This is a genomic window from Bacillus swezeyi (genome assembly GCF_030908325.1).
In the GTDB taxonomy this organism is placed as follows: Bacteria; Bacillota; Bacilli; order Bacillales; family Bacillaceae; genus Bacillus; species Bacillus swezeyi.
In genome coordinates this window covers 2,567,011-2,586,495 of the sequence record NZ_CP133085.1, presented here as the reverse complement: position 1 = coordinate 2,586,495, position 19,485 = coordinate 2,567,011, and the positions used below count along the sequence as shown (strand labels likewise).

The following is a 19,485-nucleotide window of genomic DNA, read 5'->3' as shown; positions in this document are numbered from 1 at the left end:
AAACAATGGGCAAAAAAACATTAATTTTCACACTGATATTTGGTATTATTTTTGTAACAGCCATTCTTGCGGGGGCGAATGTCTACCAGACAGCAATGAATCAAAAAGAGAGCGGCCACAAGCAGGCTGCTGAAACTGCAAAGAAGGAAGCTGACTTAAAAGAGGTTGGCAGCGTGGAAACATTTGTCGGCAAAGAAAAACAGTACATTGTGGCGGGGAAAAACCAAAAAGGTGAAAAAATGTACGTTTGGGTGCCGGCTGACAACAAGCAGAAAACGATTTTTAAAAAGGCGGCGGACGGCATCACAAGCCGGCAGGCTGCGAGAGCGGTGCAGGATGAAGGCCTTATGTCAACACTTAAAGAGGTGCACTTGGCAAGGGAAGGCAATGTACTATTGTGGGAAGTTACATACTTAAATCAAGATGAACAATACAGTTTAAGTTATGTCGACTTTATAAATGGAAAAATTCACAAAAATATTACGCCTTAAGATGAAACAGGGGGAAATCAAGTTGAATCTAGCTAAAAGAGTATCAGCGTTAACACCGTCTGCAACATTGGCAATCACTGCAAAAGCAAAGGAATTAAAAGCGGCAGGGCATGATGTAATCGGCCTCGGCGCAGGAGAACCGGATTTTAATACGCCTGAGCACATCATCGAGGCGGCTGTCCGTTCCATGAATGAAGGACACACAAAATACACGCCGTCCGGCGGTCTTGCTGCGCTTAAAGAAAGCATCAGCGAAAAGTTCAAGCTTGATCAGGGAATTGAATACAGCCAGTCGGAGATTATTGTATGTACAGGTGCAAAGCATGCTCTTTACACTCTTTTTCAAGTGCTGTTGGATGAAGAAGACGAAGTGATCATTCCGACCCCATATTGGGTCAGCTATCCTGAACAGGTTAAGCTTGCCGGAGGAAAGCCGGTATTTGTGGAAGGGCTTGAAGAAAACAGCTTCAAGATTTCTCCGGAGCAGCTGGAAAAGGCCGTGACGGAAAAAACAAAAGCGGTCATCATCAATTCCCCAAGCAATCCGACAGGTATGATGTATACCGAAGACGAGCTTAAAGCCCTTGGGGAAGTATGTCTTCGCCGCAATATTCTCATCGTTTCCGATGAAATTTATGAAAAGCTGATTTATGGAGGCAGAAAACATGTGTCGATTGCACAGCTTTCTCCTGAGCTTAAAAATCAGACGATCATCATTAATGGTGTGTCAAAATCACACAGCATGACCGGATGGAGAATCGGGTATGCCGCAGGAAACGCAACCGTGATCAAGGCGATGACAAACCTTGCCAGCCACAGCACATCTAATCCGACATCTGTCGCCCAATACGGAGCCATTGCCGCATATAACGGACCGTCCGAGCCTGTTGAAGAAATGAGAAAGGCTTTTGAAGATCGGCTCAACAAAGTGTATGAGCTGCTTGTCGATATTCCGGGATTAACATGTTTGAAGCCTGAAGGTGCTTTCTATTTATTCCCGAATGCGAAAAAAGCGGCGGCAAACTGCGGTTTTAGAAGTGTTGATGAATTCGCAGAGGCGCTTCTGGAAGAAGAGAAAGTTGCGATTGTTCCGGGATCAGGGTTCGGCGCACCGGACAATATTCGTCTCTCATATGCCACGTCGTTGTCACTTTTAGAAGAAGCGGTGAAACGAATCCGCCGCTTTGTGGTCAGCCGCAGCAGCTGAGATAAAAAAGCGTCCACTCATCCGGACGCTTTTTTGATGACAGATGGCGCGCTTTGGGAACTGCATTGACCTTATCCGATGAAAAAAGGTATAATATACGTTATGGACGTCAGAGAGAAATGGGGCATGCCCCTTTTCTTTCGTGTTTTGGAGGGAAACAACAGTGAAAACAACAATAAACCAAGTGTACAAGCATGTTGGTAAAGAAGTGACAATCGGTGCTTGGATCGCAAACAAACGTTCAAGCGGTAAAATCGCATTTTTACAGCTTCGGGACGGTACCGGCTTTATTCAAGGGGTTGTCGTCAAAGCGGAAGTGGATGAAGAAATCTTTCAAACCGCTAAATCGGTCACACAGGAAACATCTTTATATGTAAAAGGCATTGTCAAAGAAGATGAGCGTTCACCGCTTGGCTACGAGCTTGCCGTGACTTCGCTTGAAGTCATCCATGAAGCGACTGATTATCCGATCACACCGAAAGAGCACGGAACTGAGTTTTTAATGGATCATAGACACCTTTGGCTCAGATCAAAGCGGCAGCATGCGACAATGAAAATACGCAACGAAATCATTCGTGCTACATACGAATTTTTCAATAAGGAAGGCTTTGTCAAAGTCGATCCTCCGATTTTGACGGGCAGTGCTCCTGAAGGAACGACAGAGCTTTTTGCGACAAAGTATTTTGATGAAGACGCGTATCTGTCGCAAAGCGGACAGCTCTATATGGAAGCCGCCGCGATGGCTCTAGGAAAAGTCTTTTCATTCGGACCGACTTTCAGAGCTGAAAAATCAAAAACGAAGCGCCATCTGATTGAATTTTGGATGATTGAGCCGGAAATGGCGTTTGTCGAATTCAATGAAAACCTTGAAGTACAGGAAAATTACGTCTCATTTATCATTCAAAGCGTACTTGAAAACTGCAAAATCGAGCTGAATACGCTTGGAAGGGATACTTCCAAACTTGAACAGATCAAAGCGCCGTTCCCGCGGATTACTTATGATGAAGCGATTCAGTTCTTAAAAGAAAAAGGCTTTGATGACATTGAATGGGGAGATGATTTTGGGGCGCCTCATGAAACGGCGATTGCCGAAAGCTATGACAAACCTGTGTTCATCACACATTATCCGACATCTTTAAAGCCGTTTTATATGCAGCCTGCGCCTGACAGGGAAGACGTTGTCCTATGCGCCGATTTGATTGCGCCGGAAGGCTATGGTGAAATTATCGGCGGATCAGAACGCATCCATGACCTTGAGCTTCTTGAAGCGCGCCTGAAAGAGCACGGTTTGGAATCAGACACATATCAATGGTACGCTGAGCTGAGACAATACGGATCAGTTCCGCATTCCGGCTTCGGCCTCGGTTTGGAGCGGACTGTGGCCTGGATCAGCGGTGCGCCGCATGTACGGGAAACGATTCCGTTCCCAAGACTCTTAAATCGTTTATATCCTTAAAAAAAAGTCTCCTGCTTTTAACAGGAGACTTTTTCACAGTCATCCATGATATACTGAAAGGTAAGAGGTGTATCGAATGAAAAAACAGCAATTTATTAAGTTGCAGGAAATGGGATCTGTCAGTGTTCCAAATCTGCTCTTCGTGAATTATCGGGAGCTTGGCCTTAATGAGACAGAGTTCATGCTGCTGTTAAACATTAAAATGCATGTGGAAAGAGGCTCTTTTTTTCCAACGCCCGAAGAATTAAGCAAAACGATGTCGATTGCGACTGAACAGTGTATGCATATGCTGAGAATGTTCATACAAAAAGGCTTTATCTATATAGAAGAATGCGAAGACCAGCACGGCATCAAGTTTGAAAAATATTCGCTCGAGCCTCTTTGGGGCAAGCTGTTTGAATATCTTGAAATGGCCGAGAAAAAAAAGCAGGATGAACGGCATGAAGGCGAACAAAAAAGTCTTTATACGATTTTTGAAGAAGAGTTTGCGAGACCTTTGTCTCCGTTGGAATGCGAGACGCTCAGCATCTGGCTTGACCAGGATCACCACGATGTCCAGATGATCAAGCAGGCATTAAAAGAGGCTGTCATGTTAGGAAAATTGAATTTTCGCTACATTGACCGCATTCTTTTCGAATGGAAGAAAAATGGAATCACAACAATTGAACAAGCCGCGAGCTACAGCCAAAAATTCAGACAGAAGTCGCCACGGCAAAGCGAGCAAAAGGAGTATACAAGACAGGTTCCTTTTTACAATTGGCTTGAACATTAAAGTGAAAAGGTGAAGAAATGTTAACGAAAAAGCAGATCGAGTTTTGTTTAGAAACAATTGGTGAGATGTTTCCGGATGCAGAATGCGAACTGGTTCATGACAATCCGTTTGAACTGGTCATCGCTGTCGCTTTATCCGCGCAATGTACAGATGCCTTGGTAAACAAAGTAACGAAAACGCTCTTCCAAAAATATAAAAAGCCTGAAGATTATCTTGCTGTCCCGCTGGAAGAGCTTCAGCAGGATATTAGATCGATCGGCTTATACCGCAATAAAGCGAAAAACATTCAAAAGCTCTGTAAAATGCTGATTGAAGAATATGGGGGAGAAGTGCCGCGGGACAGAGATGAGCTGGTGAAGCTTCCCGGCGTAGGGAGAAAGACCGCCAATGTCGTTGTTTCGGTTGCCTTTGGCGTGCCGGCCATAGCCGTGGACACCCATGTGGAGCGTGTCTCCAAAAGGCTCGGTTTTTGCCGCTGGAAGGATTCAGTTACGGAAGTTGAAAAAACATTAATGAAAAAAATCCCTGAATCCGAATGGTCTGTAACCCACCATCGGCTCATTTTTTTCGGACGGTACCACTGCAAGGCGCAAAGGCCGCAATGTGAAGAATGTCCTCTGTTTTCTTTGTGCAGGGAAGGGCAAAAACGATATAAAAAAGGGCTGGTGAAGCTGCCGTGACAAGCGTTTCACTTTTAGATGCATTTGAAAAAACTTTGAGGGAGCGAAAGCCGGAAAGCTCAGAAAGGCTTGCCGTTCTGTCAGAAAATCCACTTTACTTTGATTTTGCCGGAAAAGTGGGGGCCCTTAAACCATGGGAGCAAGAACTGGAATGGGTGCCGCTCCTTTTTCAAATATGGGAGAATACGAAAGAAAGGCTCCTACCCGTATTTCAAACGAGGAAGTCAAGATGCAGTGAAGAAGAGATGCTAAGCGGGGTATGCTGTTTAATTGCAAGCTTCCACTGGACGATGGGGGAACCGGTCGAAACGCTGAATTGGGAGAAGCTTACTCAGAAAAATTTTCCCGTAAAGCCGATCAATTGGGCGGAGCGCCTCGAATTCATCCTGTTAAAGCCGACCCAATACCATTGCTTTATTCAGCTTGATGAATTATTTACGGAAATGAAAAAACAGTTTTATAAATATGCTGCGATGAAGCAAAAAAAAGCCACTCACTGACTGTGAGTGGCTTTTTAGATTTAATCTGAAGTGCTGCCTGTTTGGCCGCCGGAATCTGTTGGTTGATCATCTGTCTTATCTTTGTTGTCCTTATCTTTATCTTTATTTTTGTTTTGATCATCGGTATCATCTTCATCTCGGCCCTTGTTATTGTTGCCTGGATTTTGATTGTTCTGATCTGTATTGTCTGGGTTTTGATCGCCCGGCTGATTTTGATTGCCGTTATTTTGTTTGTCTTTATCCTTGTCTTCATCAGCCTTCTGTTTCTCATCATCCTTGTTTTTCTCGTCATCATCGGTTTTTGACTCATCATCAGGCGTGTTGACTTGAAGCGTGACAGAAGCAGGATCACTTTCACTGTCTTCGGTAACGGCTGTTACTTGGAATTTGTAGACAGATCCTTCTTTCGCATTCGGAATGACCGCTTCTTTGGCGCTGCTGTTTTGAACCTCGCTGTATTCTCCGCTGTCAACAGACTGTTTGACTTTAAATGAGACGGCATCGTCATCTTCTCCTGAGTATGACCATTTCAGCTTGATGCTTTTTGAAGCTTCATCGTATTCTGCACTCAGCCCGGAAGGCTTAGCGGCATCTTTTTCTTCATATTTTTTCGAAACGGTCGTCGGCTGTGTGCCTTTTACAAAGTACTCAGTGACCTTTTTATCGCTAGGCGTATTGCTGCTGGCGAGTACAGGCGGGTTCGACCCTTTTAGAACGGTCGCTTCGACGACGCTGTCCGGCTTCTCAAATGAGCCGCTGCCGTCGTCAACATTGGCGATCAGCTTTTTAAACATGAGCTTGGCGATTTGCTGTTCGCTCGTATTCAGCGAATTCCATCCATCTTTTCCGGTCCAGACGGCGGCCGTATATTGAGGCGTGTAGCCGACAAACCATGAATCTCTCGCTCCTTTTGGATTTAAACCGTGCTTTTTAATGTCAGATTCGTTAAAGTTTGTTGTACCGGTTTTTCCTGCAACAGTGACCCCAGGGACTTGGGCGGCTGTACCAGTTCCTGTCTGAACGGCTGTTTTCAGCATATCTGTCATCATAAATGCGGTGTAATCGCTCATTGCAGCTTTTGATTCAGGTGTTAGATCGAGCTTTGTGCCGTCATTGAATTCCACCGCTGTGACGGTATGCGGTTCATTATAGTAGCCATTATTTCCGAAGGCGCTGTATGCACCGGCCATTTGTATAGGTGATACGCCTTTCTTGAAACCGCCGATCGCATATGATTCAACCAATTCATCTGAATCAATCTTGAGGCCGAGATTGTTTGCAAACTTGCCGACGTTATCTTTTCCGGCTGCCTGGAACGCTTTTAAAGCCGGGATGTTTCTTGAATCGGCAAGCGCCTGTCTCATCGACATCCAGCCTTTGTAGCCGCGGTCATAGTTATGAATCGGCGTACCCGTTGAATACGTATATGCTTCATCTTTAATCTGCTCAAACGTTGACCATTTTTCATTTTCAATGACAGGGCCGTAGTCAAGGACCGGTTTAATCGTTGAACCCGGCTGACGTTCTATTTCAGTCGCGTAATTGTAGCCGCCTGGCGTCATATTGCCGCCCAGCGCTCGGACTTCACCGGTTTTTGTATCAAGCAGTGTTAAGCCGGCCATCATTTTATCGCTGAGCTGAACGGTATCACCGTCCATCAGTTCATTTAAATAATCCTGTGCGTCTGTATCAAGCGTCGTATATATTTTTAGTCCATCTGTATTAGGATTAACATTTGCTTTTGATTCGACTTCATTGATGACCTCTTCGACAAATGCGTTGTACTTGTTGGAAGTTGTTTTAGCGTACTCCTTAGCAGACACAAGGCCTTTTTTGACCGATACTTTTTTCGCTTTGCTGTAATCTGCGTCAGATATAAACCCGTGTTTATTCATCAGGCTTAGGACTACATTACGCCTTTTCTCAGCTTTTTCCGGATGTTTAATCGGGTTATAGTTGTTCGGGCTTTGCGGCATGCCGGCTAGTGTTGCGGCCTGCTCAATCGTCAAGTCGTTAAGATCTTTGACCCCGTAGAACTGTTCCGCGGCTTTACCGACGCCGTAGGCCTGCGGTGAGAAGTAAATCCGGTTTAAATACATTTCAAGAATTTCGTCTTTTGAATATTTTCTTTCAAGCTGGAATGAAAGCCATACTTCCTGGACTTTTCGTTTCACTGTTTTTTCATGTGACAGAAGGGAGTTTTTAACGACCTGCTGTGTGATCGTACTTCCGCCCTCAGAGCCGAATCCGCCTTCAAAGTTGGCTAAAAGCGCTCCTCCGATCCGGATTGGATCCACTCCGTGGTGATCGTAGAAACGGGCATCTTCGGTCGCGAGAAATGCGTTTTTCACGGAATCGGGTATGTCTTTAATCGACACGTATGTCCGTTTTTCCGAACCGATTTCCGCTATTTCTTTTCCGTTTTTATCATAAATGGTGGAAGAGTACGGCGTTTTCAGTTTTGCTTCGTCAAGGGACGGTGCGTCAGCAACCATGACTGCAAAAGTGACGCCTCCGGCGATCAAGCCGATGACACCGACGATTAAAATGGATAAAAGAATTTTCTTAAAGAGTCCTGCTTTCTTTTTTTTCTTTGGTTTAGTATGAGTATTAGACCTGCTTTTGCCCTGCTGGGCTCTTCGCCGTTCCTGGCGGCTGTTAAATTGATCTGACATAACATCTCAACCTTTCGTAGTTAAACCTTTCCCGCTCACATGACTTTAAAATCATAATTTATGATGGCGAAAAATACAACTGGTCAATAACTTTAATATAATCAATTCTTGGCGAGTATCCAAGCGAAATGGGGTGAGCGGCTTCCTGCAGTTCATCTTTTCGAATCGATTTTCTGCCGTTTTTCTGCTTGCGCTCCCAGAAATAAAATAATTTTTCTGCTTCCAAAATATAAATTTCGTCAAATGCGGATATAATAACAAAACAAATACCGTCTTGAGCTACGACCTGCTTCATGTGTTCGATCTGGTGATCGTGAAAATTCTGCAGGGGGAAAGATGTTCGGTTCTTCGTTTCTTTTGCTTCAAAATCGATGTAGCGCCCTTTATAAATCCCATTATAATCAGTAGTTGACGACTGCTTGAAATATGCTTCTTTTATGACCGCGGCGCTTCGTTTCGGGTAATCGACCTGTACAATCTGAACAGGTGTCGGTTTTTTATGAATCACCGCAATCGAATGAGACAGATAATACATATTCGTTTCATTTAGATCGTCTTCGAGGGTCATCCCGCGATTGCTATATGACGACGGCTTCTTATTTAAGGATGAGGCAGCTTGTTTCGGCTGATAGGTTTTGCCGTTCGGATATCGAATCACTTTCTTCATCCTCCTTTTAGAGAAATCTGGATACAAACGGAAGTGTTTAATTTGCGCAACACAATGTCCGGAGCAGAACTGACGCGCCACATACAAGAGCAAACCGGAAAACTGAATAAAGATAATATTTCCCGGACAAATGCATACAAAAGCTACTTTGACCGCCACCCGGAGATCAAGTGGTCGCTTTTGGCTTCATTTGTTTCCCGCAATGCCGGCTGGTCGATGACTGATTTAAAAGGGCGCCTCTTTCAGCTCGGTCTTACGGATGTTCAGCAGAATTGGCTGTTTATCATGTATGAAAGAGCGAACTGGCTGATTTTTTCTGATGCATACCCGCAGCTCCTTTTATATCAGTGGTCCAAACTGCTCGGACGGCCTCTTTTCCATTTGCTTCCCGCTTTTGGCGTTTCTTCGTTTATGAAAACGGAGTGGGAGCGATTTTGGCATGAGCACGATCAAAAAAGGCTCATGTATGCTCTCATTATAAATGAACAAAACACTATCCAAACTCCTATTATACAAAATCCTCTGTTCAAAAAGAATGTTTTTCGCACGATTCCTTTTCAGGTTTGTGAATGGCTTCATTTCAACACGGTGATTTTCCCGACGGTTGAAGGCGTTTTTTACGGCGTGTCTGTTAAACGGTTTTCAAGTTTAAAAGAAAGGATCAAACTTGGCAAGCAATTAAGCCAGCTGCTGTTCAGGCCTGAGCTTTTTCCGGCTTTCTTCCATTTTACATCCTGTGTGCCGCATACCGGGTCGCGTTTTGATATGGAGCGCTGGGCTGGGGTTAACACCAGGTCCTCGCCATTTTTAAGAACCTGCTACCCCGTCATCACCCATTCATTAGACGGATCAAAATGCGATTGGTTTCGCGGGGGAAGCAGGGAGGGGATGTTTCGAGATGAAAAGCTGCCGAAAACCATCGAATTAACGGAATGGTATTTTCAAAAAAGAAGGCAGCTCCAAGCTGTTTTTTCGCTGGAACATTGGCTGAAAAAGAAATAGGAAAGAAAAAAAGCAAGGAATTTCCTTGCTTTTTAAGTGGACGGCCGGTTTGGTCCGCCTAATTTTTTATCCAATGTATCTGTCTGTTTCGTATCTGGTTTGGTTTTTGCAGGGGATTTCTTTTTGTTGTTTTCCACAGCAGGCACCTCCTTACCTTTATAGATTTCGCAGAAAAAGTGCCGTTCATACCATTTTTCGCGGAGCCGTTTTGTCGAAACGGAAGCGTCCTGAGGGAAATTGAATTTCTTTGGCGGTTTCCTTCTAGTTTTGTCAACTGTGAAGGAGAGGCGGCAGGAGAGGGAGAATGCATAGATGGCCATAAAAAAGGAGGGAAGCAAATGAGCGAATTTGCAAGCAAAGACTCGGTCCTTCAAATGCTTTTGGAAACGGAAACAGAACTCGCTTCTGCGGAAACAGCGCTAACCGAAGCCGTAAACAGGCTAAAACATGAAAAAAGCACCGCCTGGAACGAACGGCTTGACCTTATCGAAAAAGAACTGACAGAGCTCTCATCATGCTTAAACAGCACGCTGATGGGAGTAGAGCCTCATGGAGAGTCCGCTTAAATGAATTCGTTGTGTTGAACCTTTTCCTTTGGTACGATAGCCTTCGAGGTGAACATGTTGGATATACAATCTTTTCTTGCAAAGACACAGGAATTAATCGCCCTGACAAAAGAAGCGGAGGAACGCTATAAAAAGGGCAGGGAGGAAGGCGGGGAACACGATTTTTTCAACGTTGTCAAACCTTCTGTCGAGCGGTGTGAACAGGCAGTGAAAAGCTGGCTGCGGGAAAGCTTTTCATATATAAAGGAATACCGTCCAAAATACATGTATGAAGAACAGCTGAATTCGGTTGAAGAAAATCTGAATGAGATCGTTTTGCAGTCGTATTTCTGCAAAATACACAAAAAGCGCTTTAAAGATCTTGCTGAATCTGTGCTTTATACACTGAAAAACATTGAAGACGATATATTAAAAGGAGACCGGGCATAATCCCCAGTCTCCTTTTCTAAATCTTTATTCAGCTGGCGTCTGAATTCATGTCATAAGCAGGGTGCTGTGCTCCATTCGCTTCAAGAACTTTCATACTCGTGCGAAATTCGTTTAATGTCAGATGTCCCTGGATATACAAAAACTTGGCAAAATCCATCAGCTTATTCATACAGTCTGTCTCGTACTGCTTCATCTCGGCAAAACAATTTCTTAAGTATGATACGTTCATATGGTGCATCCCCTCTCGTTCTTATTAATAATATAGTACCATAACAATTCGACTTTTTTCTGTTTTTCAAAAATTAAAACTTTCGACACTTTTTGACAGAATTGTGACATTCGCTTTGGAACGGGAAATGCTGTCGTGTCATACACTTATAAAAAAGGGGCTCTAGAAGGAGAGATGAATGATGGAAGAGAGGAGAGCCGCCAGATATCCCTATTTAGGCCCGCAGGCGTCCTACCCTGCATATCCGGAGTTCCAGATGAACCAGCCTGTTCAGCACTACTACAGCCAGGAACAGGCGCCTGTCCAGCGTCCGCCGGCTTATCAGCAGCCGTTTGAGCAAAATGTGGATCCGTTCTCAGCTTACCAGCAACCTGTCCAGCAACCTGTCCAGCAGCACATGCAGCCGTTTCATCCATTTCCTTACCCGAACCCATATCCTTCACCACGGCCAAACCTCCATCAGCCTGCCCAATTTCAGAGCTTTCTGTCGCAATTTAAGAAAAAGAACGGCCAGCTTGATTTTAGTAAAATGATGGATACGGCAGGCCAAATGATGAGTACGGTCAATCAGGTGGGATCGCTGGCAAAAGGCTTTATCGGATTCTTTAAGTGAAAAAAAGCATGGATGAAGATCATTCATGCTTTTTTTGCGTCTGGAAATGATATGGTGAGAACGTTGCGATTCCACGCAGTTTTCATCGTTTCTTCACGCACAGGATACGGAAGCAGAACAGTTCTTGACAGGCTTGTAAATGATGCCGAATCCCCGTTTTGCGCCGCCTCTTTTAATGCGACATGCAGATACCTTGATTTCGCCTCGATCATGATGTCGCCATTTTGAAATGACTCAGGGACGGTAATATCGACATAGAGCCCTCCTTTTTCGTCTCTGATGTTCATCGAAATGCTTGAATTCTCAAGCTGGTCAGATATGAGCTTTTGGAACGAATTCAATATTTCGTGAAAAGGAGAGGCGTAAAATAATTGTTCTACGGCTTCTTGAAAATCGTCTTTTTTGCTGAGTGAATGGCTGTCGTTTTCCTTGGAATCCATTCTCCATCACCTCGGATTTTTTATTTTCAGCTTATGCAAGGGCAGTTGATATGGTTATCAATTGATGGGAAATGGAAAGTGTGGTTAAATAGTGGGGAATCTAAAGAATTAATATTCAATCTGTCCCTCTTTTTACAGCGAGCATAAAGAGGCATATTGAAAGGAGCCCAATTGTATTGCTGAAAAAATTATTCGGTATTGGTCAAAAACAGGATGAAGTGAAAGAAGAAACCGTTTTTTCACCCGTTGACGGACAAGTATTGGAACTTTCGAAAGTGCCGGATCCCGTTTTTTCTCAAAAGATGATGGGTGACGGAATAGCAGTCGAACCTTCCAGCGGCGAGATCGTATCACCGGTTGACGGTGAAGTGATCCAGCTGTTCCATACAAAGCATGCCATCGGCATTCGCTCATTGTCTGGAGTGGAGCTCTTGATCCACATCGGACTGGAAACCGTTGCTATGGAAGGAGAAGGCTTTACCGCCCATGTCAAAGAAGGCGACAAAGTAAAAGTCGGCGATCCTATCATGACATGCGACTTGGAGCTGATCAAGGAGAAAGCGAGCAGCACGATTACGCCGATCGTCATTATGAACGGCGATGTGCTGGAGCGCATTACAAAGCATGAAGAGGAAAAGGCGAAAAAAAGCGAGACAAAGCTGATGGAGCTTAAAGTCAAGTGAATCAGAAAAGGCAGAGAGCGCTTCTCTGCTTTTTATTTTTCTTCATATTCACCTCTTCCAGAACGAACTGACATTCGCTAAAATAAAAGAGAAGAGGTGACAGCGTTGTTTCAAAAACGAAATTTAACCGAAATGATTCAGTTTCTGAAAGAAGACGAAGCTTTCAGCAAACAAATTGTTCATTGGCATACAATCGAGGAAAAAGAAGCGGATGACCGCGATTTTCCGGAGCATTTGCATGAAAAAATCGTTCATGCTTTACATAAAAGGGGGATTGAAAAGCTGTACTCCCATCAGGCTGACGCGTTCTCGCACAGTCAGAGCGGCAAAAACGTCACGCTTGTGACGCCGACAGCGTCGGGAAAAACCCTCTGCTACAATCTGCCTGTCGTTCAGCGGATGACAGAAGATCCAGATGCTCGGGCATTGTACCTTTTTCCTACAAAGGCTTTGTCACAGGATCAAAAAAGCGAGCTTAATGAGTTGATCGATGAGATCGGCGCATCCATCAACTGTTATACGTACGACGGAGATACATCGCCTGCGATCAGGCAGAAGGTCAGAAAAGCCGGCCATATCGTCATCACAAATCCGGACATGCTTCATTCGGCGATTTTGCCCCATCATACAAAATGGGTATCATTGTTTGAAAACCTGAAATATATCGTGATTGATGAGCTTCACGTTTACCGCGGCGTTTTCGGAAGTCATGTAGCCAACGTCATCAGACGGCTGATGCGCATCTGCGAATTTTATGGGTCGAAGCCCCAGTTCATTTGTACATCGGCGACAATCGCCAATCCTTTGGAGCTTGCTGAGACGCTCACAGGGCGGCCGATGCACCTTATCGCAAACAACGGTGCACCCGCGGGAAGAAAACACTTTTTATTTTACAACCCGCCGATTGTCAACCGCTCCCTGAACATTAGAAAAAGCGCCACATTAGAAGTCAGAAAGCTCGCCTCTGAATTTTTGCAAAACCAGATTCAAACGATTGTTTTTGCGAGAAGCAGAGTCCGCGTAGAAATTATATTGACGTACTTGCAGGAAGTCATGAAGCCGATTGTCGGCACCCACTCGATCCAAGGATACAGAGGAGGATATCTCCCAAACGAACGGCGCCTCATTGAAAAAGGGCTTCGCAGCGGGGAAATCAAAGGCGTTGTCAGTACGAATGCACTTGAACTAGGCGTTGATATCGGCCAGCTGCAAACCTGTATCATGACGGGGTATCCGGGGACGATCTCAAGCGCCTGGCAGCAGGCGGGCCGGGCCGGAAGAAGGCATAATGAAGCGCTGATCGTCATGGTCGCAAGCTCAGCGCCGCTCGATCAGTATATTGTGCAAAATCCCGACTATTTCTTTAAACAAAATCCCGAGACGGCTGTCATTAATCCGGATAACCTTGTGATCCTCGTTGACCATATTAAATGCGCCGCTTTTGAACTGCCTTTTAAGCGAACCGAGACATTCGGCGAGACGGAGATCGAAGATATTCTAGAATATTTGACTGAAGAAAGGGTGCTTCACTTAAGCGGGGAAACCTACCATTGGATGAATGACGCTTTTCCGGCTCATGGCATCAGCCTGCGGTCGGCTTCACAGGAAAATGTCGTCATCATTGACCAGTCAAGCCGCGAGAAGGCGAAAGTGATCGGCGAGATGGACAGGTTCAGTGCGATGACACTGCTGCACGATGAAGCGGTCTATTTGCATCAAGGGGTTCAGTATCAGGTTGAGAAGCTGGATTGGGAGGAGAAAAAAGCGTTCGTCCGCGAAGTCAAAACCGATTATTATACAGACGCAAATCTTGCCGTTTTGCTGAAAGTGCTTGAAATTGACAAGACGAGACAAACAGATGCCGCAGCTTTCGGTTTTGGCGATGTGACAGTCCAGGCAAAAGCGACTATTTTCAAAAAAATAAAATTTGAAACACATGAAAATATCGGCTCCGGACCGATCCACCTGCCTGAAGAAGAGCTGCACACAAATGCGGCTTGGGTGCAGCTCAATGATGAAGAACGCCGAAATTGGAACGAGATCAAACTGGAAGAAGCTTTATTGGGGGCCGCAAATGTTATCGGCTATGTCGCCGCTCTCAAGGTGATGTGCGATCCGTCTGATCTGCATGTTTTTCCGCAAATTAAAGCGGTTCATAATGAAAAGCCGACGATCTTTTTATATGACCGTTATCCCGGAGGCGTCGGTTTGTCCCAAAAGGTTTATGAGCAAATGCCGCAAATTATCAGTGAAGCGCACCAGCTGATTGCCAAATGTCCGTGTCGTTTTGGATGTCCGTCATGCATCGGAGTCCACGGTGAGAGCAATCAGACAAAAGACAATGCTTTGCGTCTTTTAAAAGGCTGGAAAGGTTGAGGTATAGATGTCTTTAAAAAGAAAGCTTAACCGCTATAAACATCACCTGGGAAATACAGAAAAAAGAGATGGGAAAGATGCCGGCTCTTCTTCTCAAACGTTATCAGCCCCGCCTCTTTCATTTGACAAAGAATGGGCTGCACTCGGCGTCAGGCCATATGTGTTTGAAGAGTGCTGCTGCCTGATCCGCGAAGTGGTTTATCCGCTGACACATGTTCACGGGAACTACTCGTTTGCAGAGCTTCACGACACAGTCAGCAAATGGAACGAGAGCGGTGTTTCACACGTTCTTTCAAGCAAAGGGTACAACCCGAGCCAGCTTTTTTTCTTTGATACAGAAACGACAGGGCTCGGTGGGGGAGCCGGCAATACGATCTTTTTGCTCGGCCATGCCAGAGTGTATGATGATCGAGTCGTCGTCAAACAGCATCTGCTGTCCAAACCCGGAAACGAAGCGGCCCTTTATCACAGTTTTCTGAGTGAAGTCGATATTCAATCACTTGTTACCTACAACGGAAAAGCGTTCGATTGGCCTCAGGTCAAAACGAGGCATACGCTGATCCGAGACAGGGTTCCTGAATTGCCGGATTTCGGCCACTTTGACTTGCTTCACGGGGCACGCCGGCTCTGGAAGCATAAACTCGATCGCGTTTCTTTGAGCACCGTCGAAAAGGAGGAGCTGGGCGTCATCAGAACAGAGGATACGCCGGGATATTTGGCACCGATGATTTATTTTCAATTTTTAAAGGAAGAACGGCCGGAAATCATCGAGGGCGTTTTGCATCACAATGAGCTTGATGTGCTTTCTTTAATTACGCTTTATATCCATATATCGAAGAAGATCCTTTCCCCTGATCAGACGGCGGAAGCAAATGAAAAATACGCGATGGCCAAGTGGCTCATCGCCAATCAAGAAACAGAGCTTGCGACAGAGCAGTTAAAAGAGCTTGAGCTCAAGTCTTTTGAACAGTCTGAACGGGCGTCCTTCGATTTATCAATGCAATATAAAAAGCAAGGCATGCTGGAAAAAGCCGCCGGGCTCTGGCTGAAGCTGCAAAATGGAGCTGACGGGAAAACCGCCTTCCGAGCGGGCATCGAACTGGCCAAATATTTTGAGCATCAAGTACGGGATATCCCGGCTGCTTTGGAAATAACCCGCAAGCTTCATGGCCAATACGGCACTGGGGAGCTTGTACTGACTGAAAGGGAAGCGGACGCTCTTGATTTCCGCCAACGGCGGCTGCTGCGGAAATACGGGCAAAATATTCCCCGGGCAAGCGCAGTAAGCGACGATGTTCGCCGGCAAACATGTAAAGAACGTTTTGAATTGTAGAAACTGATCAATTCTTGTAGAATAAACGTTAGAAATGTTTGAAGGGAGCGTCGATATGTATAAGGGGCTGTTTTATTTGTTTTTTATCGTTGTACTGTTTATTGTATTTGTTTTGACTAATTTCAAGGAAAGCTTTATGGCTTACTTTTAAAATAGGTTTTTATATTAGTACATGTTTCCCTCTTGCTTCATAGTTTAATAGTGTATATAGAAGCTTTAAGAAAGGGGATTTGTTCATGCACTGTAAACCACACATGATGAAGCCGATTGTTCATCCGACTCAATGCTGCTACAACCATACGCAAAGCAATACTGTTGTACCGCACATTCATCCGCAGCACGCAACCAATATTAATCATCAGCATTTTCAGCACGTCCATTACTATCCGCAGACTCAATCATCTGTCAACGAAGCATCTCATCAGCACTTTGTCAGCCCAGGACCCGGCCCAATGCAGGGACCGGGAGCAGGACCGATGCCAGGACCTGGAATGGGAATGGGCCCTTACTAATCGCAGCGGACGAAGGAAGTTTTGTCAGGGTGTATCAAGGCCGGTTTTGTGTAGCAAGCAGAATATCTTGAAAAAAATGGGGCGGAGCAAAGCCCCATTTTTTTAGCAGGTGATAAAATGAAAGTGTTGGCTGTCACAGGGTACAAGCCGTTTGAAATGGGGATTTTTAAACACGATGATCAAGCTCTTTTTTACATAAAAAAAGCGATTGAAAACCGGATTCTTGCTTTGCTTGATGAAGGGCTGGAATGGATTCTGATCTCAGGGCAGCTGGGGGCAGAATTATGGGCGGCGGAAGTCGCTTTTTCCCTTCAGGAAGAATATCCGGATCTGAAAGTAGCGGTCATCACGCCTTTTTTGGAGCAGGAAAAGAAGTGGAATGAGCAGAATAAGGAACATTATGAATCCGTATTGGCCCAAAGCGATTACACAGAAAGCCTGACGCACAGGCCTTATGAAAGCCCGGTTCAATTTAAGCAGAAAAACCGGTTTTTCATTGAAAAATCTGATGCCTTGCTGATTCTTTATGATGAAGAAAAGGAAGGTTCGCCTGTTTATATGCTGAACGAGGCCAAAAAGGCCCGGGAAAAACGCGATTTTCCGATCTACATGATCACGATGGATGATCTGAGAATGACCGTTGAAGATTACAGCTTTTATGAAGAATAAAATGTGGAAGAGAAAATTTGACATCGTACACGTTTTCTGAAAAAATATAAGATGATGATTCACGATATGAGGTGAAAAAGATGCTTGCTGATAAAGTGAAGCTTTCTGCTAAAGAAATTTTGGAAAAGGAATTTAAAACAGGAGTCAGAGGCTACAAGCAGGAAGATGTTGACAAATTCCTGGACATGGTCATTAAAGACTATGAAGCTTTCCATCAGGAAATCGAGGAATTGCAGCAGGAAAACCTGCATTTGAAAAAACAGCTGGAAGAAGCCAGCAAGAGACAGCCTGCTCAATCCAATACGACCAATTTTGATATTTTGAAACGACTATCTAATTTGGAAAAACATGTGTTTGGTAGTAAATTATACGATTGATGAAAAAGCCTTGCCCTATACAAAAATATAGGATATAATAGTGGATGTCTTAACGTTCGGGTAATCGCTGCAGATCTTTGAATCTGTAGAGGAAAGTCCATGCTCGCACGGTGCTGAGATGCCCGTAGTGTTCGTGCCTAGCAAAACCATAAGCTAGGGCAGCCTGTTTTTAGGCTGACGGCAGGAAAAAAGCCTACGTCTTTTCAGATATGGCTGAGTATCCTTGAAAGTGCCACAGTGACGAAGTCTCACTAGAAATGGTGGGAGTGGAACGCGGTAAACCCCTCGAGCGAGAAACCCAAATTTTGGTAGGGGAACCTTCTGGACGGAAATGAACGGAAAGAAGGACAGAGATGACTCTGTAGATAGATGATTACCACCTGAGTACGAGGCTGAAAAAGCCGATGGCAGTACGATGGAACAAAACATGGCTTACAGAACGTTACACACACTATTTATGATGACAATGTATAAGCTCTCCGCCAATAGGAGAGCTTTTATCATGTGAAAAACAAACATACATAAAACAGGTGATATGATGAAAACCTTTAAATTAATCGCAACAGCGCCGATGGGAATCGAGGCGATCGTCGCCAAAGAAGTGCGGGAGCTCGGATACGACTGCACCGTTGACAATGGAAAAGTGGTTTTTGAAGGGGATGCTCTCGCCATCTGCAGAGCCAATCTGTGGCTGAGGACAGCGGACAGGGTGAAAGTACAGGTTGCCGAGTTTACGGCGAAAACATTTGATGAATTGTTTGAAAAAACGAAAGCCATCGATTGGAGTGCCTTTATTCCCGAAAATGCAAAATTTCCAGTTGCGGGAAAATCAGTGAAATCGGTTCTGGCCAGCGTACCAGACTGCCAGCGCATCGTCAAAAAAGCGATTGCCGACAAGCTGAAATCGCAATATCAAAAACAACACGAGTGGCTTGAGGAAACAGGTCCGGAATACAAAATTGAAATCTCGCTTTTAAAAGATAAAGCAGTGATTACGCTTGATTCATCAGGGGTCGGACTGCATAAACGGGGTTATCGAACAGGCCAGGGAGAAGCTCCGTTGAAAGAAACCCTTGCAGCTGCGCTTATTCTGCTGACAAACTGGACCCCTGACAGGCCGTTTGTTGATCCGTTTTGCGGTTCGGGAACGATTCCGATCGAAGCGGCGCTGATCGGACAAAACATTGCGCCGGGATTCAACAGGGACTTTGCCTCTGAAAAATGGGAATGGATCGGAAAAGAACTTTGGGATAAAGCGAGGATGGAAGTGGAGGAACAAGCGAATTATGATCAGCCTTTGTCCATTTCCGGATATGATCTCGACCACCGCATGATTGAAATTTCAAAAGCAAATGCCGAAGAAGCGGGGCTCGCTGATATCATTCATTTTAAACAAATGCAGGTCAAGGATTTTACGACAAAAGAGGAATATGGCGTGATTGTTGGAAATCCGCCGTACGGCGAACGCCTCGGCGAAAAACAGGCGGTTGAAAACATGTACAAAGACATGGGAAAAGCATTCTCAGGGCTTGATACATGGTCTGTTTATATGCTGACTTCAAATGAGCAATTTGAGGAATGCTACGGAAAAAAAGCGACAAAAAAACGAAAGCTCTTTAACGGCTTTATTAAAACAGACTATTATCAGTACTGGGGGAAAAGGCCGCCAAAAGCAAATAAAGAGTATACAAAGTAATGGTCGCTGTGCTGTCGGCAGCATCGACGATCTTTTTGTTCCAAATGAAAACCCCCGCTCTTAAAAGAGCGGGGGTTTTTATGCGTGCGTTCCGTTTTAGGCATGTGACCCC

The 19,485-nt window shown here is 44.9% G+C and carries 22 protein-coding genes and 1 other RNA gene; 18 read left to right on the top strand and 5 right to left on the bottom strand.

What is annotated here, in order from left to right; genetic code table 11:
• The first annotated feature begins 5 nt into the window (after positions 1-5).
• From tseB to RBH91_RS12720, 6 genes are all read left to right on the top strand, one after another.
• Positions 6-491 (top strand): cell wall elongation/penicillin-binding protein regulator TseB, encoded by a 486-nt coding sequence (gene tseB, locus RBH91_RS12745; RefSeq protein ID WP_307891835.1) that lies wholly within the window; start codon positions 6-8, stop codon positions 489-491.
• A gap of 22 nt (positions 492-513) precedes the next feature.
• Positions 514-1,698: a pyridoxal phosphate-dependent aminotransferase gene (locus RBH91_RS12740; protein WP_307891834.1), complete on the top strand. Its 1,185-nt coding sequence runs from the start codon at positions 514-516 to the stop codon at positions 1,696-1,698.
• 163 nt (positions 1,699-1,861) lie between these two features.
• The gene (asnS, locus tag RBH91_RS12735) at positions 1,862-3,154 is read left to right on the top strand and encodes an asparagine--tRNA ligase (RefSeq protein ID WP_307891833.1); all 1,293 of its coding nucleotides are present in this window, start codon (positions 1,862-1,864) and stop codon (positions 3,152-3,154) included.
• A 76-nt stretch (positions 3,155-3,230) separates the two neighbouring features.
• The gene (locus RBH91_RS12730; protein WP_307891832.1) at positions 3,231-3,926 is read left to right on the top strand and encodes a DnaD domain-containing protein; all 696 of its coding nucleotides are present in this window, start codon (positions 3,231-3,233) and stop codon (positions 3,924-3,926) included.
• Positions 3,927-3,943: 17 nt separating this feature from the next.
• Entirely contained in the window at positions 3,944-4,606 is a 663-nt protein-coding gene (nth, locus tag RBH91_RS12725; protein ID WP_307891831.1) for an endonuclease III, read from the top strand.
• Positions 4,603-5,106: a YpoC family protein gene (locus tag RBH91_RS12720; protein WP_307891830.1), complete on the top strand. Its 504-nt coding sequence runs from the start codon at positions 4,603-4,605 to the stop codon at positions 5,104-5,106. Before nth ends, RBH91_RS12720 begins: the two co-directional genes overlap by 4 nt.
• A gap of 20 nt (positions 5,107-5,126) precedes the next feature.
• Here the strand turns inward: RBH91_RS12720 and RBH91_RS12715 are convergent, their stop codons facing one another.
• Both RBH91_RS12715 and recU read right to left on the bottom strand, forming a co-directional pair.
• Positions 5,127-7,781 (bottom strand): PBP1A family penicillin-binding protein, encoded by a 2,655-nt coding sequence (locus RBH91_RS12715; protein WP_307891829.1) that lies wholly within the window; start codon positions 7,779-7,781, stop codon positions 5,127-5,129.
• A gap of 58 nt (positions 7,782-7,839) precedes the next feature.
• Positions 7,840-8,439, bottom strand: coding sequence for a Holliday junction resolvase RecU (gene recU, locus RBH91_RS12710; RefSeq protein ID WP_076758965.1), 600 nt, complete (start codon positions 8,437-8,439; stop codon positions 7,840-7,842).
• 51 nt (positions 8,440-8,490) lie between these two features.
• Between recU and RBH91_RS12705 the strand changes: the two genes are divergently transcribed.
• Positions 8,491-9,450: a DUF2515 domain-containing protein gene (locus RBH91_RS12705; protein ID WP_404802442.1), complete on the top strand. Its 960-nt coding sequence runs from the start codon at positions 8,491-8,493 to the stop codon at positions 9,448-9,450.
• Between the two features lie 32 nt (positions 9,451-9,482).
• Here the strand turns inward: RBH91_RS12705 and sspM are convergent, their stop codons facing one another.
• Positions 9,483-9,587 (bottom strand): acid-soluble spore protein SspM, encoded by a 105-nt coding sequence (gene sspM, locus RBH91_RS12700; RefSeq protein WP_076758967.1) that lies wholly within the window; start codon positions 9,585-9,587, stop codon positions 9,483-9,485.
• A gap of 201 nt (positions 9,588-9,788) precedes the next feature.
• Here sspM and RBH91_RS12695 point away from each other — a divergent pair, with 201 nt between their 5' ends.
• Both RBH91_RS12695 and RBH91_RS12690 read left to right on the top strand, forming a co-directional pair.
• A complete protein-coding gene (locus RBH91_RS12695) occupies positions 9,789-10,016 on the top strand; it encodes a DUF5446 family protein (protein ID WP_307891828.1) in 228 nt (75 codons plus the stop codon).
• Between the two features lie 54 nt (positions 10,017-10,070).
• Positions 10,071-10,445 carry a YppE family protein gene (locus RBH91_RS12690; RefSeq protein ID WP_076758972.1) on the top strand — a complete coding sequence of 125 codons (375 nt, stop codon included), beginning with the start codon at positions 10,071-10,073 and terminating at the stop codon, positions 10,443-10,445.
• Between the two features lie 28 nt (positions 10,446-10,473).
• Here the strand turns inward: RBH91_RS12690 and RBH91_RS12685 are convergent, their stop codons facing one another.
• Positions 10,474-10,674, bottom strand: coding sequence for a YppF family protein (locus RBH91_RS12685; protein ID WP_076758974.1), 201 nt, complete (start codon positions 10,672-10,674; stop codon positions 10,474-10,476).
• 181 nt (positions 10,675-10,855) lie between these two features.
• Between RBH91_RS12685 and RBH91_RS12680 the strand changes: the two genes are divergently transcribed.
• Positions 10,856-11,287, top strand: a complete 432-nt coding sequence (locus RBH91_RS12680) for a YppG family protein (protein ID WP_307891827.1) — start codon at positions 10,856-10,858, stop codon at positions 11,285-11,287.
• A 23-nt stretch (positions 11,288-11,310) separates the two neighbouring features.
• Here the strand turns inward: RBH91_RS12680 and RBH91_RS12675 are convergent, their stop codons facing one another.
• Positions 11,311-11,727, bottom strand: a complete 417-nt coding sequence (locus RBH91_RS12675) for an Hsp20/alpha crystallin family protein (RefSeq protein ID WP_307891826.1) — start codon at positions 11,725-11,727, stop codon at positions 11,311-11,313.
• A gap of 176 nt (positions 11,728-11,903) precedes the next feature.
• Here RBH91_RS12675 and RBH91_RS12670 point away from each other — a divergent pair, with 176 nt between their 5' ends.
• The 8 genes from RBH91_RS12670 to RBH91_RS12635 all read left to right on the top strand — a co-directional run bounded on the left by RBH91_RS12670 (position 11,904) and on the right by RBH91_RS12635 (position 19,373).
• The gene (locus RBH91_RS12670; RefSeq protein ID WP_076763986.1) at positions 11,904-12,410 is read left to right on the top strand and encodes a PTS sugar transporter subunit IIA; all 507 of its coding nucleotides are present in this window, start codon (positions 11,904-11,906) and stop codon (positions 12,408-12,410) included.
• A 132-nt stretch (positions 12,411-12,542) separates the two neighbouring features.
• Positions 12,543-14,786 carry a DEAD/DEAH box helicase gene (locus RBH91_RS12665; RefSeq protein WP_076763998.1) on the top strand — a complete coding sequence of 748 codons (2,244 nt, stop codon included), beginning with the start codon at positions 12,543-12,545 and terminating at the stop codon, positions 14,784-14,786.
• A gap of 7 nt (positions 14,787-14,793) precedes the next feature.
• The gene (locus tag RBH91_RS12660; protein WP_307891825.1) at positions 14,794-16,119 is read left to right on the top strand and encodes a ribonuclease H-like domain-containing protein; all 1,326 of its coding nucleotides are present in this window, start codon (positions 14,794-14,796) and stop codon (positions 16,117-16,119) included.
• Between the two features lie 236 nt (positions 16,120-16,355).
• A complete protein-coding gene (locus RBH91_RS12655; protein WP_076763991.1) occupies positions 16,356-16,631 on the top strand; it encodes a CotD family spore coat protein in 276 nt (91 codons plus the stop codon).
• Between the two features lie 117 nt (positions 16,632-16,748).
• Entirely contained in the window at positions 16,749-17,300 is a 552-nt protein-coding gene (locus tag RBH91_RS12650; protein WP_076763992.1) for an SLOG family protein, read from the top strand.
• 80 nt (positions 17,301-17,380) lie between these two features.
• Complete coding sequence (gene gpsB, locus RBH91_RS12645; protein ID WP_076763994.1) at positions 17,381-17,677, top strand: cell division regulator GpsB; 297 nt, start codon at positions 17,381-17,383, stop codon at positions 17,675-17,677.
• 52 nt (positions 17,678-17,729) lie between these two features.
• Positions 17,730-18,117: RNase P RNA component class B (gene rnpB, locus RBH91_RS12640), an RNA gene on the top strand.
• Positions 18,118-18,215: 98 nt separating this feature from the next.
• Entirely contained in the window at positions 18,216-19,373 is a 1,158-nt protein-coding gene (locus RBH91_RS12635; protein WP_307891824.1) for a THUMP domain-containing class I SAM-dependent RNA methyltransferase, read from the top strand.
• Positions 19,374-19,485: the final 112 nt, after the last annotated feature.